Source organism: Actibacterium sp. EMB200-NS6 (genome assembly GCF_001305615.1).
GTDB lineage: Bacteria > Pseudomonadota > Alphaproteobacteria > Rhodobacterales > Rhodobacteraceae > Actibacterium_A > Actibacterium_A naphthalenivorans.
In genome coordinates, this window is sequence record NZ_CP010872.1 from 64,578 (window position 1) to 78,921 (window position 14,344).

13 protein-coding genes are annotated in these 14,344 nt (G+C 60.4%); 4 read left to right on the forward strand and 9 right to left on the reverse strand.

Going from position 1 to position 14,344, the window contains the following annotated elements; all coding sequences use genetic code 11:
• Positions 1 to 18 precede the first annotated feature (18 nt).
• Together TQ29_RS19715 and TQ29_RS19720 are read left to right on the forward strand one after the other, a co-directional pair.
• Positions 19 to 678 carry a response regulator transcription factor gene (locus tag TQ29_RS19715; protein ID WP_054540794.1) on the forward strand — a complete coding sequence of 220 codons (660 nt, stop codon included), beginning with the start codon at positions 19 to 21 and terminating at the stop codon, positions 676 to 678.
• The gene (locus TQ29_RS19720; protein WP_054540795.1) at positions 675 to 2,012 is read left to right on the forward strand and encodes an ATP-binding protein; all 1,338 of its coding nucleotides are present in this window, start codon (positions 675 to 677) and stop codon (positions 2,010 to 2,012) included. Before TQ29_RS19715 ends, TQ29_RS19720 begins: the two co-directional genes overlap by 4 nt.
• Before the next feature lie 366 nt (positions 2,013 to 2,378).
• Here the strand turns inward: TQ29_RS19720 and TQ29_RS21020 are convergent, their stop codons facing one another.
• The 7 genes from TQ29_RS21020 to TQ29_RS19750 form a co-directional block, all read right to left on the reverse strand.
• Entirely contained in the window at positions 2,379 to 2,543 is a 165-nt protein-coding gene (locus tag TQ29_RS21020) for a hypothetical protein (protein WP_009574204.1), read from the reverse strand.
• A gap of 388 nt (positions 2,544 to 2,931) precedes the next feature.
• Entirely contained in the window at positions 2,932 to 3,405 is a 474-nt protein-coding gene (locus TQ29_RS19725; RefSeq protein ID WP_038068687.1) for a hypothetical protein, read from the reverse strand.
• Between the two features lie 99 nt (positions 3,406 to 3,504).
• Positions 3,505 to 5,673, reverse strand: a complete 2,169-nt coding sequence (locus TQ29_RS19730; protein WP_038068689.1) for a ParB/RepB/Spo0J family partition protein — start codon at positions 5,671 to 5,673, stop codon at positions 3,505 to 3,507.
• A gap of 106 nt (positions 5,674 to 5,779) precedes the next feature.
• Positions 5,780 to 6,835, reverse strand: coding sequence for a plasmid replication protein RepC (gene repC / locus TQ29_RS19735; RefSeq protein WP_054540796.1), 1,056 nt, complete (start codon positions 6,833 to 6,835; stop codon positions 5,780 to 5,782).
• A 240-nt stretch (positions 6,836 to 7,075) separates the two neighbouring features.
• On the reverse strand, positions 7,076 to 8,044 hold the full coding sequence (gene repB / locus TQ29_RS19740; RefSeq protein WP_233678008.1) for a plasmid partitioning protein RepB: 969 nt from the start codon (positions 8,042 to 8,044) through the stop codon (positions 7,076 to 7,078).
• Complete coding sequence (gene repA / locus TQ29_RS19745) at positions 8,044 to 9,243, reverse strand: plasmid partitioning protein RepA (RefSeq protein WP_028288490.1); 1,200 nt, start codon at positions 9,241 to 9,243, stop codon at positions 8,044 to 8,046. The genes repB and repA overlap by 1 nt, the downstream gene beginning before the upstream one ends.
• A 446-nt stretch (positions 9,244 to 9,689) precedes the next feature.
• Complete coding sequence (locus TQ29_RS19750) at positions 9,690 to 10,829, reverse strand: tyrosine-type recombinase/integrase (RefSeq protein WP_054540615.1); 1,140 nt, start codon at positions 10,827 to 10,829, stop codon at positions 9,690 to 9,692.
• Positions 10,830 to 10,955: 126 nt separating this feature from the next.
• Between TQ29_RS19750 and TQ29_RS19755 the strand changes: the two genes are divergently transcribed.
• Together TQ29_RS19755 and TQ29_RS19760 are read left to right on the forward strand one after the other, a co-directional pair.
• Positions 10,956 to 11,846, forward strand: a complete 891-nt coding sequence (locus TQ29_RS19755) for a DUF1403 family protein (RefSeq protein WP_054540542.1) — start codon at positions 10,956 to 10,958, stop codon at positions 11,844 to 11,846.
• A gap of 2 nt (positions 11,847 to 11,848) precedes the next feature.
• A complete protein-coding gene (locus tag TQ29_RS19760; RefSeq protein WP_054540543.1) occupies positions 11,849 to 12,448 on the forward strand; it encodes an SMC-Scp complex subunit ScpB in 600 nt (199 codons plus the stop codon).
• Here the strand turns inward: TQ29_RS19760 and TQ29_RS20525 are convergent.
• Together TQ29_RS20525 and TQ29_RS19765 are read right to left on the reverse strand one after the other, a co-directional pair.
• Positions 12,432 to 13,466, reverse strand: a complete 1,035-nt coding sequence (locus tag TQ29_RS20525) for a TniQ family protein (protein WP_082386774.1) — start codon at positions 13,464 to 13,466, stop codon at positions 12,432 to 12,434. The genes TQ29_RS19760 and TQ29_RS20525 overlap by 17 nt on opposite strands.
• On the reverse strand, positions 13,463 to 14,344 hold the full coding sequence (locus TQ29_RS19765; protein WP_054540544.1) for a TniB family NTP-binding protein: 882 nt from the start codon (positions 14,342 to 14,344) through the stop codon (positions 13,463 to 13,465). Before TQ29_RS19765 ends, TQ29_RS20525 begins: the two co-directional genes overlap by 4 nt.

A 14,344-nucleotide genomic window follows, 5' to 3' on the forward strand; every position in this document is an offset into this window, starting at 1 on the left:
ACAAGGACGGGTACGACCATGCGCATATTGTTGATCGAAGATGACACGACTCTCGGCGCTGCCGTGCGCGACCAGATCGCAGCCGATGGCCAGTCAGTGGATTGGGTTACGCGGTTGGATGCGGCGGGCGATGCGATGGCTGCTACGTCCTACGACTTGATCCTGCTTGACCTGATGCTGCCGGACGGGCGCGGTATAGGGTTTCTCAAGGTTTTGCGCACGCGGGGCGACGTGACGCCGGTCATCATTCTTACCGCACTCGACCAAGTGTCGGACCGCATCGAAGGCCTCAACGCGGGCGCAGACGACTACCTTGTGAAGCCTTTCGACCTGTCGGAACTGTCGGCGCGGATCGGATCGGTCGCGCGGCGCTACAGCGGCAACCCCAACCCGATCCTGACCCACGGACCGCTCGACATCGACCTTGCTGCGCGCAGCGTCCATCGGGATGGCAGACATGTGCCGCTGACGGCGCGGGAATGGGCGCTCTTCGAAGCCTTCCTCGCGCGCCCCGGGCAGCTCCTGTCCAAGGCGCAGTTGGAGGAGAAGCTCTACGCCTTCGACGCCGAGGTCGAGAGCAACACCATCGAGGTCCATGTCAGCCGCCTGCGGAAGAAACTGGGGAGCGCAATCATCGAAACCGAGCGCGGCATGGGCTACCGCCTGGGCAGGCCATGAGGTGGCCCGCAAGCCTTCAGGCGCGGCTCGGCCTATCCGTGGGGCTGGTGCTGACGGTGCTGTGGCTGCTGGCTGCGACGGTGACGGCCGTGATCGTCCGGGCCGAAATGGACGAGGTCTTCGACAGCGCGCTCCGTGAGACAGCGGAGCGGATCCTGCCGCTGGCAGTAACCGACATCGTCGGGCGGGAAGATCAGGGTGTGACCCAGCGGCTCGCCCCGATCCGTGCGCACGACGAGTTCTTCACCTATCTCGTGCGCGATGCCGAAGGCCGCATCCTGCTGCAATCGCATGCGGCGGACCCCACCGTGTTCCCCTCCTATGACGGGCCCGGGTTTCGCCAGACCGCGACGCACCGTCTCTACAGCGACGCGGCGCTTCAGGACACGATCCGCATCACAGTGGCCGAGCCGCTGGCCCACCGCATGTCGGTGGCTCGCGAAATCCAGATGGGTCTCGGCCTGCCCTTGCTGATCGTGCTTCCAGTGGCCTTGATCGCGATCATCCTGGCAGTTCGCTTCAGCCTTGATCCTCTGCGCCGGTTCCGCGCGCGGCTGGAAGCACGTGGCGCTCGCGACCTTTCGCAGGTTCCTCACGAGGGGCTTCCAACTGAAATCGGCCCGTTGGCTGATACGCTGAACAGCCTGCTGGCCAGATTACGTGAGGCGTTCGAGGCCGAGCGAAGCTTCGCCGCGAACGCCGCTCACGAGTTGCGCACACCACTCGCGGGAGCGATCGCGCAGGCGCAGAGGCTCAGGTCGGAAACCAAGGACCGAGCGGCTGCACAACGTGCGACCGACATCGAGGAGACGCTGAAAAGGCTGACGCGACGCACAGAACGCATGATGCAACTCGCGCGGGCAGAAGGCGGGCGATTGAGGATGGACAAAAGCTCGGATCTGAGGGGCGTTGCGAGAATTGTGGTGGACGATATTGGCCGCACGGGCACGCCAGATCGTATCAGGCTAAATCTTCCCGACATGGCTGTCATGTCAGATCTTGATCCCGACGCCTTCGCCATTCTGTGCCGGAACCTCGTGGAAAACGCTCTTCGTCATGGGGGACAGACTACCCCGGTCGACGTCACGCTGACCGCATCTGGCCAGTTCACCGTGGCAAATGACGGCCCTGTCGTGCCAGGCGAAACACTCGACCGGCTGACAGCGCGTTTCGAGCGGGCCTCTGCCACCTCCGACGGCAGCGGCCTGGGTCTTGCCATCGTCGCCGCAATCGCAGAGCGGATCAGCAGCCGCCTTGTCCTTCAATCGCCGCGGCCGGGCCGGACCACAGGTTTTCAAGTATCGCTCAGGTTGCCGATAGACGACAGCGAGTGACAGCGACATCCACTTTGGTTCCCAAAGGGTCAAATGCAGCCTTGGGATCAAGATCATCAGGGCCTGGCCTGGCGCGTCGGTTACCGTGCTATGCAGCGTCACGCTCGGAAAGGCAGCGCACAGCGCCAGCAGCCTGTTCGGAATGGACCCCGCGCTGATGAACGTCATGTAACCAGCGCTCACCATGAGGGTGACCGCTGTTTCCAGCATATAGGGATGGTCGACGAAAAGGCTTCCCGAACATGGTAGAAGCAGACTGTCGGAAGCGATTGTTAGCCGACTGACTATCCCCGGTCACGGGGGCATTACTAGGCCCAGGTGCACACCTGTGCCACGCCTGGGCCCTCGGGAAGTGAGGCCGAAGCTTCACCCGAACGGGTCGTATTCCGAGACGATCACGACCTCGTCGCCGTCGATTTCATCGGCGGGGACGGCACCATAGGTTCCATCACCTGCCTGGAAGACGACGATCGAGACCATGAGCGTGGCGGCGAGGGAAGCGGCGAAGGCGTGAGCATCTTTGCGGGACATCTGTTTGGCTCCTGTCTTGGAGGCGGAGGACCATCCCCCGCGCGACAGGACCCCGCAGGCCCGAAGACTGGCTGACATCACCGGGTGCGTTCGGCTCGTCCGAATCCACCCGGCGGCACGGGTTCGCCCGTAGTCCGACCCCTCGCGGGTTGATCTCGAAGACAGGATTCGGGGCAAGGAAGGGAATGGCGAGCGGGGGATGGTGCGACCGCTGACTGGAGCCGTATGTTCCACTGGTGCTTTCGCTGCCAGCCTCCCGGGCAGGCTCTTGGATGACGATCCCTTTCCGTATTGGAATGGATCCTATGGTGCCCCGCGATCTCGCGGGACAGGGGCGTCATGGATGAGAGGCCCGCTCTTGGGCGGGCCCCTTGGGTTCTACATAGGCTCAGGCGGCAAGCTCCGCGTCCCCTGCCCTACCGGCGTCTTCTTCGCCGACAATCTCCAGCCGCGCGTTGCGATAGCCTTCTCTGGCGATCCAGAGTTCGGCAGCCGTGACGGACTCGGCCAGGTGGAGCAGCTCCGTGCAGCCGCCGAAATCCAGCACGACGCGCACCTGTCCGGGCTTCGGCTCCTCAGCCACTTCGAATGTCAACGCACTGTCAGCCGAATGAGTCCGCATGATGGTGACAAGAATGACCCCGTCCGAAGAGAAGTTCCCCTCGTGCAGCGTGAACGACGCCGGCGCCGTCCAGGTCGGATAGGGTCGCGGCGGCTCCTTCTTGACGAGACGGCCGACGCCGTTCGAGCGCTCCCAGGCCGCGAGCTTCTTTGTGAACCGGGCGGGCGGTTTCGTTGTGCTATCGGTGTAGCGAATGAGCGCGCCCAGGGGCGCGGTTTCGAGAATGGTGGTTGGAGACATGATTCCTCATCCTGAATGCGTCATTTTGCATTCATCTTATTGATATTGTTGTATTTTATGTGATTGAGCGCGGGTTTCCCCGCCCTCGGATGGAGCGGATCACTCCGCGGCCATCATCGACGCATCATCACCCGGCAGGTCAGCGGTGAGGAAGGCGGGCAGATCGACATCCTCGGACAACTCGGTGTCGGGAACGTCACCAGACGCCCCCTGCCCTTCTTCACCTTCGAGTGCCGCCAGATCGTGACGGCGAAGCACCTCCGGCAACCAGCCGCTGCCCTTCAGAAGGCGCTCGGCCTCGGTCGCCATCTCGGCCTTCTTCAGGTGATCGAGGAGCTGCGCCGTCCCCTCCCCTTTTGCCTCGCGCACGGCTTCAAGGATCCGGGCCTTGGGCACGCGGTTCAGGTAGGTATCGGCCGTCGGCTCCCAGCCAGCCTCGACCATATCGAGATCGACTGCCTGTGCAAGCAAGTCGGCCTGCGCCATCCGTCGGGTCAGACCACTGGCGGAGATACCGGCACCGTAGGGGTTCACCTTCTCGTGGAGCGCGTTGATCCCGAAGCTAAGGCAATGCGCGAGCAAGGACAGCCGGCTCACCTGATCGAGGGAGGTCAGGTATTCCCAGAGAGCGGCATCGTCGCCAAGCGGAAGGTCGGCCTCCCACTCCGCGTGGCGATCGTCCACCAGCTTGGCAACCACGCTGTCCTTCAGATCGCTGGCCTGCGCCGACATGTAGACGTGACGCACCGATGCCTCGCAGCACCCGCCTGAAGCGCTCGACATCCGGAAAGTGTCGTTGACGAGCTTCAGGAGCAGCAGCGTCAGCGCGATGTCGGGAGAACGCCCGACAGCTTCGCGCAATGCCAAGGTGCGGTACGCCGTCAGCTCCATGACCAGCCGCTCGGGCAAGGGCTTCAAGGCACCATCGTCTTCTTCGTCCGACAGACCCGCCCCGAGCGCTTGACCAGCAGAGGTGATCACCGTGCCATGGCCGATACCATCCACGTTGCTCGTCGCCGAAAGCTCAGCGCCCTGCCTGTCTGCCGCCTGTTCACCGCTGTGGACGTCGGCCTCTGTCCGAGGTTCATCCTCCGGCCGCACAAAGCCCCGATAGACGGAAAGCTCGCCAGAGCGATCAAGCGTCACAAAGGCCCCTGCCCGCGCGATCTCCTCCGCGTCGAAGATCAGCGGCCGCGTCTCGAGCTTCTCCATCGCGACTTCGAGTTCGCCAAGGCGGGCGTCGGTCTCTTCAGGGAATTCGTCCTGGCCCTCGTACTCCTCTTCGAACGCCCGGTATTCGGCGAGCAGCTTGGCATGGGCCGCGCCTTCGTCATCCGACATCGGCGCCGGATTACCGTTGAGCCGTCGCAGGCCGTGGCTGTAGCCATAGGGCAGGTCGAGCGAGACCTCGATCCATTTCCAACCTTCGGTCGCGATGGCTTCGGCTTCAGCCTGAAGCTTCTCGCTGACCAGGCGATCGAGCAGGGCAGGGTCTTCCAGCCATCCGCCGTCGTCGCCCTGGAAGAGGTCGTGCAACATGGTGCCGCCCGCCGCCTCGTAGGCCTCGACGCCGACAAAGACGGCGCGCCGGTCAGAGGCCCGCACGGAGGTTTCCGTCAGCATGCGCCGGATCTGATAGGGCTCCTTGTTCCAGGACGACTTGATCGCCTCCCAGACCTGAATCTGACGCTCGTGGTCCGGATTGACCGTGAAGGCCATCAGCTGCTCCAGCGTCATTTCATCCTCGGCATAGAGCTCGAGCAGGGCAGGGGCCACGGCGGCGAGTTTCAGGCGCTGTTTCACCACCTGCGGCGTGACGAAGAAGGCGGCTGCGATCTCTTCATCGCCTTGACCCTTCTCCCGAAGCGCCACGAAGGCGCGGAACTGGTCGAGCGGATGCAGGGCTGCGCGCTGCATGTTCTCAGCGAGCGAGTCGTCTTCGGCGAGGATCGCGGAAGTGGCATCCCGCACGATGCAGGGAATGGGCGTGGTCTTGGCCAAGCGTTTCTGCTTCACCAGGAGAGACAGGGCCTGGAAGCGCCGACCGCCAGCGGGGATTTCGAACTTGCCGGTCTCGGAACCATCATCCGCCAGAACGGGTCGAACGCTCAGGCTCTGCAGCAACCCGCGGCGGGCGATGTCTTCGGCCAGTTCCTCGATGGAGATGCCGGCCTTGATGCGCCGGACGTTGGACTGGCTCAGCACGAGTTTGTCGAAGGGAATGTCCCGGGACGGGGACAGGGTGACTTTCTGGGCAGATTTCGCCATCAGATCTTCTCCGCGACGGGCGCCGGAAGCCACTCTCCCGATCTCACTTCCCGTCACCCCTTTCACAGCCCATCTCTACCTCTCGACATGTCCACCGCGGTGGACATCACGCAGTTGCTGCCCCAGAACTAGAAAGCCTTTCCAACAACAGTGATGGGTTGAAGTCAGTTTCTCTGCGACCGAGCGTGATGCTGTGGAAATACGCTCCAAAGTCTCGGATGCGATTGCTCATCTGGAGAATTATGAAGATGGCGCATGATGCTTTTTGAGAGCCTATCTTCTTAGCAGCCTTTTCGAAGGTGCTTTCGTGGATTCCCATCATTGGAGCGAGCGTTCTCGCGTGGCTTTCGACATCGTGCCAGTTCCTAAGTGAGTTCGTTGCGAACGATGTAGCCTGGTCACAAACGGTTGTGAGCGTTTGCAGGGGAGGTGTTTGGCTGTTGGTCCCGCTTTCTAAATCTTTTTGTTCTTTTTTAGACTTAGAATGGTGGCGGACAGTTTGCCCGTCATTGGCGGGCAGTTTCATTGTTTCTGGTGCGTCCACCGCGGTGGACATCTGTTTGCATTGAGCCTCCAGTTCGCCGAGCAAAGTACGATACTCCGCGATCGAGAGCTTCCTCCGAAGAACTCGGCGTACCTGATGAGTGAGTTCGTTCTCGGGGTCAGCTTCGTCGATCTGAGCAAGTTTGGTTAGGATTTGCTTTCGCAAAAACACGCGATCCCGACGAGCGTTTTCCATCGCTTGGGCTGTCGCAAGTAGTTCGCCGGCACGCGCGAGCAACGGAGCCAGCGACAAGCCATAGCTAATGGACTGACCTTCGGAGGACTTCACTCGGTATCTCTTGCGATTTGGGCTGTCGTGGCGCTTCATGAAACCGAGTTCAACAAAGCGATCGATGTGCCTACGGAGGGTTCGTTCATCGATCCCGCCGACTCGACGGCAGATCTCGTCGTTGGAAGCGAAGACTGTGTCTCCATGCCCAGGCTTGAGAAAGCTCAGCATCGCTTGGAGCGTTTGAACATGTCCTGGACGGAGACCGAACAGGCTGCGAGTATCTCTGAGCGCGCGGAAGACTGCCCAGATGTCGGTTTCAGGTGTTGACGTGGCGGGGGTGCCCTTGCCGACGCCAAAGGTCTGAACGGAAAGCTTTGTGAATGCCATGTTTGTTGAACGACGACCGTTGCGGCCCACAGCTTCCCCGGCTCTTCCCGCTGTTATTGGCGAGAAAAGGCAACAAAAAGACGTCCACCGAATCGGTGACTCTTGACCGGTATGTCGGAGATTGCTACATCACAGGTGCTAATCAGATGATGAGGGCTCTCCGGGGGAAACCTTGGGGGGCTCTTTTCTTTTTGGTCTTCGCCTTTCTCCTCTGCTCGTGTTTTTGGTTATGACCGGGGATCAGCTCCCCGAGCCTCTCTCATTCTGCCATTGTTCAAAAAGCTGTCGCAGCGTGGTTTCCGCGCGCTCTTCGAGCCATTGGCCGAATTCCGGGTTGTCCTTGCGGGTGATCTTGATAGCGATCGACTTGCCATCGACTGAAAGTGTGCCGACAGGGCTACCACTATTGTCCTTTACCACGGTCGTTTGGCCACGGGCGCTTTGGTCGGCTGCGCCACGCGCCTTGCTGGAGCAAGCAACATAGACGGCTTGAAACTTGTCCGAGCTTGGAGTGGTGTCAGGCAGAGAGGCAAGTGTCTCACGCGCAATGTCGACAAGCGGAACCTTCTCTGAAAGTGCAGCAAGATCACCCCATTGGCGTCGACCTACGCCATGAGCCGGGCCGATAAGCCGGACAAGTTCGTCAGGCAGCTGCTCGATGACTACACGATGGTTCGACACACCTTGCCGGGTGAGGCCTAGGGCGTCCTGAATGACGCCAGGCTTGTAACCGGCCTCCTGCATCTCTTTGATAAAAAGAGATTTTTCAATGAAGGACGGATCCAGCCGCAGGTTGTTTTCCTGACCTTGCGCGATCAGAGAAGCATCATCATCGAGCGTTCGAACGATCGCTTTGACGGTTCCACCAACTCTTCGAATGGCTGCAAGTCTGCGACGCCCGTAGATGATGCGGTATCGATCCGGTTGGTCAGAGGGGCGAACCATGATCGGCACTTGCTGACCATGCTTGCGAATGCTTTCGGCGAGATCTTCAATGCTACTATCTTCCAGGATCAGGCGATCCCGGAGGCCATCCATATCGATCCGGTCGGGTTCGATATCTCGGATTGAGTTGGCAGTGATTTCCCGGAGAGAGTCCCGCAATCCGCCAACCGAGCCAGGTAGCTTCGAGGATTTGACCGGGGCAGGGGAGGGGGCTGCCGACTCTTTCTCGTCTTTCGGTGGCTGGTTGAAGATATTTCGAGCCATCAGCGACGCCCCCATGCCATTTGGATTGTCTGCTCCAGCTCATCGGCAACGCTGTTCACGCTGGTCAAAGCCCGATCAATGGTCTTCCGAATGAGCTGGCTCGGGTCTACCTCATAGATGGTTTGCTGAGTCATGCCGGCGTCAGAAATGGCTGTCGACTTCAGCATCGGTTCAGTCATGACTTGGCCCGCAAGGATTGAACGTAGGTACCCGGCCATTTGCGTTTGTGGTCCGTCCGACGGCTCGTAGCGTGTGATCAGGAACTTTACGAAGTCCCAAGTGACATGTCGTCCAATCGCCTCTTCGACGGCTTTGACCGTTTCCGAAGCGAGTTTGAGGAACTGGCTCATCGAAGCGATGTCGAGCATGCCGGGGACGACCGTCACAAGTAAGCCCGTGGACGCTGCCAATGCTGTCAATGTCAGGAAGCCCAACTGCGGAGGGCAATCGATCAGCACGATGTCATAGTCTGAGTCGACTTCCTCTAGCGCCAGAGCAAGACGCTCTGCAAAAATCGGCTGAACCCTGCGCGCAAGGGCATTCGCTGTCTCGGTTTCGTACTCGGACAACATCAAGCCAGCCGGGACCATGTCGAGCTTGTGGAAGTATGTTTTCTGGATGACCTCCGAGAGCGGAACCTGATCATCGTATCTCAATGCGTCGTAGATTGTGCCGCCTTCGGCGAATTCGAGCTCAGGCCGGAAGCCGAAAAATGTCGTCAAACTGGCCTGCGGGTCGAGGTCCAGAACAAGCACGCGGTAGCCACGCAGGGCATACCTGTGTGCCAAATGGATTGTCGCTGTTGTCTTCGAGCTGCCGCCTTTGAAATTCACGACCGAAATGACCTGAAGACGGTCACCGTCTCGGCGGCCAGGTCTGTACGCGTCAGCATTTTTGCCTGTCCGCGCCAAAATGTTGCGGAGGTCGTCAACTTCTTCGGCCGTGTAGAACCTATGACCGCGACCGTCAGTGTGAACTTCTGGGAAGCTGCCATCTTTGTGGCGGTTGCGCAGGTTCGACGTACTAACGCGCAGCAACTCGGCGACCTCGGTCGAGCTGAAGCGGCGCAAGGACTTGCGTTCTTCTGGCTCGAACGCAACTTTCATCTGCCGGTCAAGCGACTCAGCAAGACTGTCTGCGAATGCTCCGATGTCAGAAGAGCCTATGCCTTGCGCGTAGCCCGTATTTCGATCATCCATGTTCTGCCGCCTCTCATGGCCTTTGCTAAGGCTCTTTGTCGTTCTGACGGTTAAAGCCACGTCTGACGCGTTTTGCCGTCAGAATGGAAATGCCACGAACATCTGAGTCCGGCAAGAAGAATCTAGATGTAGTGCAAAAGTTATCCACAGCACCAATTTGGCCGCGCGGGGCCCGCGCTATATAACGCATTGATTCCTAACGATAAAGGCCGCGTCTGGCGAAGCCGATACCCTTCGAGATATTTTCTGCTCGCGCGAACTAACCCCAAGGCTTTGTTGGATATTTACGTGGTTTTCGTCCAGTTGAGGCGATGATTCTGTAAGATTTTGGCCGAGTGACAGGAGTTGTCGCGTTTAATTCCCGATTTCAATTGAAGCAGAAAGCTGAAACTGAAGCGCTGGAATTTCATCTTAGCGCTTCACCAACGCGTCAAGATTCCTGAGCTTCACAGCCCTGCGGCTTTGGTCAGGTTCACCCTGAACCTGTCGCGCCTGCGCTGGTAACGCCGGGTCATCTCGGCCGACGCATGTCCCAGGTGCTTTTGAACATAGCGCTCATCAACCTCTGCCGACGAGGCGAGCCCGGCGCGCAAGGAATGTCCAGAGAACATTGCCAGCCTTTTGGCTTCCGGCAGATCGGATCTGACGCCGCTCTTCAGAACGGTTGCCTTGATCAGCCGAGCGACGTGCTTGTCGGAGAGGCGGGCCTCGAGGGCACGTTTGCCGTCCCGCGAGGTGCGCACGAAGACCGGCCCAAAGTCGATCTTCGCAAAGTGTAGCCATTGCTCAAGTGCGTGGACAGGACAGGTCTGGTCGCTTGAGCCGCGCCCAACCTCGACCTCGCGCCACCCGGTCTTGGCGTTCAGTGTCAGCAGAGCGCCATCTTCGAAAATCTCGATCCAACCGCCGGAGCCCGGTGTATCATCCTTGTGCACGTCAAGGCTCACGATCTCGGAGCGACGGAGACCTCCAGCATAGCCCAGAAGTAAGATCGCCCGGTCTCGAAGCCCGCGGAGATCATAGGGAAGGGTGCCCACCATGGCCTGGATGTCCTCGGGCAGGATCGCTTCCTTCTGAACCGGCGGACGCGCGTGTTTGCGCCTAATCCCGGCCAGAACGGTGGCGACATGGCGGTCCTTGCGATCAAGAGTGAACCCTCGCTGCCTGTAATTCCAAGCGATGCCGGAGAGGCGCCGCTCAATGGTGGAGACCGAGAGAGCAGGGGCCTTCCCGGTCGCGGCGGCCAGATCAGCCAGATAAAGTCCAACCATCTCCGGCGAGGGGGGCAGAGGCTCCGTGCCTTTCAACCGGCACCAGCGGGTGAAGTGTTTCCAGTCGGCGGCGTAGGCCTTGTTCGTGTTCCCAGCCGTCGAGGCCTCGGCATAGTCCCGGGCGGTATCGATCAGCCGGTCGAGCGCGCCGGAGCCGGCCACATGGGCGGGCAGAGCGATTGAGGCTCCGTCCCGAGAGGTTCTCTCGTCGCGCTCGTCACTGTTCGGCGCGGTATGGGGTGCTGAGCTCGAAATCTCTGCGTCAGACGCGTCAGAATCCTCGATTTTGGTGCCGCTATTCGTGATACTGCTCATGTTTCCGAGCATATCATTTTTCCGTCCGATAACGCAAGGTTATTGGACAAAACTGGATACGGCAAAGCGGGGCGGTTAGCACAGTATGTGGTAGAACAAAGCGCCGCCATCGGATAGTGTTGTGGCATGGCATATGCTCGAGCGACCTTCATTGACGACCCTGATATCTTACCTCGGATGCCGCCCTGGGTCACTTCCGCACGCCCCGAAACCCATGAAGATGTGGCGTTTTTGTCGGGCGCGGCGCTCGCGCATCTGCATCTGGTGATCGGGCGCGATGACGTCCCCCAAGCCTTGTTGCGGGAAAGTTTGGCGCTGCGCGCGGCGGAGGCTTGTGTGGTACATTCGGGGCGGCCGGAAAGGGTGGCAGACTTGCGGGATGCGTTGGCGTTTCTGCAGCCGGGTGACAGCCCGGGGCCAGCGGGCGAGAGTTATCTTTCTTGGCGGCGCGCGGTGGAACGGCCGGTGGCGGCCAAGGCATTGAACCGGGCGCTGCCGACTTTGGAACCGGAACAGATCGCAACCTGGCTCGAAGTGGTGAAGGCGGCTCCGGTGACTCAAGCGGCCACCGTCCTGGAGGCCGTTCTTGGAGATCGACCCCGCGACTTCGCCGCCGCACTGCTTCTTGCGGATGCAACTTTGGCGCAGGCGCTCGGGTGGAGCCATGTCCTGCCGCTTCTGGCACTCGGCCTCAAGCGCGGTGATCTTCGAAAAACCGGCGAGGAGTTGCGGTTGACCTGTCATCAGGCAATTGGGACGGCAGCAGTTGAGACAACGCACCAGGCCATCGATCTGAAACGACGCGCTGCACGGCTCAAAGAGGCCGCACCGAAACTGCGAGCCAGGGGTTCTGACAAGGCAGTGGCCCATTTTCTGGCACGGGATGCCATTGCCCCTGCCGCGCTTACCTCACTGCGGTCCGACCGGGCAGCGCGCCGCTTTTGCGACCGGCTGGTGGCGTTAGGGGTCGCCCGAGAGCTCACCGGGCGTGACACCTTCCGCCTTTACGGGATCTAGGCATGGTCAAAGATCACGCCGAAACCGACCTCGACCGGGAATTGGACGATCTGCCAACCGAATTGCGCTGGCGCGAATGGATGCGGCGGATTGAAGCCGTTCTCTTCGCCAGCGCATCGCCGGTGCCGCGCGAGGACCTCGCGCGCGTGGTGGGGCAGGGGGCTTCGGTCGATCTGTTGGTCGAAGACCTGGTCGCCGATCTCGAAGGACGATCCTTCGAAGTGGCGCAGGTGGCCGGCGGCTGGATGCTGCGGACGAGACCGGCCTATGCGGCGGTGATCAGGACGGCCGCAGATGTCGGCGATCAGGATCTCGATCTGCGCGAATACGATGTCGCTGTCCTGGCCGCCATCGCCTACCACCAGCCGATCACACGGGACGGCCTGAAAGACATCTTCGGCAAAGAGATCAGCCGAGATCTGATCGGAAGATTGCATGCGCGTGGATTGATCGTCACCGGGCCACGGTCGCCGCGGCGCGGGGCACCCTATACCTATGTGACGACGGAGCAGTTCCTGGTCGCGTTCGATCTGGAGTCGCTGCAGGACCTGCCCGATCGGGAGCAGATGGAGGATGCAGGGGTCATCAATTCGCAGGCATAGCCGTTGCCAATGATGTGCGGCGGTTTGAATGAAGGCGAACGATGACCTGTTGTAAGTCCGCCAAATCAGGATGTCTGGAGCGCGTCTTTGTTCCCGGTGTGATCTGTGACGTGATCTCTGCACTCAATAACGCCACCAAGTCGGAATGCTTGGGCGCAGCCCGTGCAATGCGGGTCCAGAGATCAATTGCAGGATGCACGGAACGTTTTTGGAGGTGCGTCATTCCATCGGCCAACTGGCGGAACAATACGTAGCGGACCCGGTGCGGCAAGCGCGAAATTGACGTCGGCTGGCCATTGAACGTGAAACAAGCCGCCCCAAGCATGGCGGGCAGGGATGTCTTTCCATGCCGTCCATGTCCCGCAACATGCATTCGAAGCAAATCGTCGATGAGCCGTTCGAGACGCTGCACATCATACTCGGCGGGCAGGGTGGGTTTTCGGAGATCAGCATCACACCAGACGCAGAATTGTTGCCGCAGAAGCCGGTTTTGTCGTGAAGGCGCAATGCCGCCGCCGCAGGCAGGGCATTGGTCGCGCAAGCTGCATCCATGCCGAAAGCAGGAAACGCGCGTCGCCAAAGTCCAGCCGCGCCGGAAGAACGGTGCGCGATCCTCTTTCAGGCATGCCGGGCAATATTGCAGGCGATTGACCCGGGCGGTCGATGCGCGGGCATCTCCTGATCCTGTGGTCTGCCGCATGCGCAACCGGGTCAGCGGGTCGCGGTTCAAAGCCAAGCCATCAATATCCTCGGTAGGCAACCGCGTTCGCTCGACCAGCAAATTGAGGATTCGCCCGGGAAGGTCACGGTCAAGCTTCGCAGACCAATCTCCACCTGCGACATCCAGAACCCGCCCAAAATATTGAGGTGGAATTCCATTGGCCATGGCCAGCCGATGCAGCCAGCTCGACAGCAGCTCTCCGGGTGCCGGTTCAACAACGACGGGCCAGCCTTGCCCCACCTCATTGCCGTAGTCGCGCGCAGGTGTGACTGTGATCTCGGACGCAGACTGGGTCACATCATTTCGCGGCGCAAAGGAGCATTTCGGCGTTTCGACAGGGGCGTGTAACCAAGCGAGGCGATGGTCGCTTCAGAAATGTGTTCCTCGCCGTTCCTTATCGCCGTGATAGCCGCGTTGCTCACGATATCGACGACCTCTCCGATCAAGCCCTCTGACAATTCATGGATGATCTCAGCCAGTGACGGTCGCGACAGGTCCGAGGCGCGGGCGAGAGGCATGCAGGTTTCAAGACTATCGAGGAGCGTCGCGAAATCCTCGTCATACGCCCATCTGGGAACAGGGATCGTATCGAACCGCGATCCCATCTCCTCGGTGTCGTGTACCGCGTCATAGACCGCAACCTCGCCGACCAGTACGGGCGAGATATCGTGGACACTTGCGATGCGGCGCAGGAACGAAAAGATAGATTTCACGTCCTGTCGGCGCCCTCGAAGGGCGCTGTGAAACTCATCGAAGATGAGCAGGCGGGGTTTCAAGCTGTCCAGCAAATGATCCACCTGCTCGCCCGCGCGCGACAGGCTTCGCCAACCAGAGGCCTGAGGCGCGCGCAACCCGGCAAGAATGCTGGCATAGAAGTGAGACAGTCCGGCACCTTCTCGGGTCTGGATCACCCAGATCCTTTGACGTTCTGACTGACGCAAATGTTCAATCGCGAAGCGTTCGGCGATCATCGTCTTGCCATTGTGATAAGGGCCCGTCAGCAAGAGCCCTCTGGGGCGCAAAGTTACTGGCCGATCGAGTAGCAGACGCATGGCGTTATGGGCGCGACTTGCAACAGGATGGCTGATCCAACGGGCCGTCCGGATATGGGCGATGCGGCACGCGTCACCGGCATCGAGAAGTGATGCGGCGGAGTCCAGGAGGTGATCCGTCAT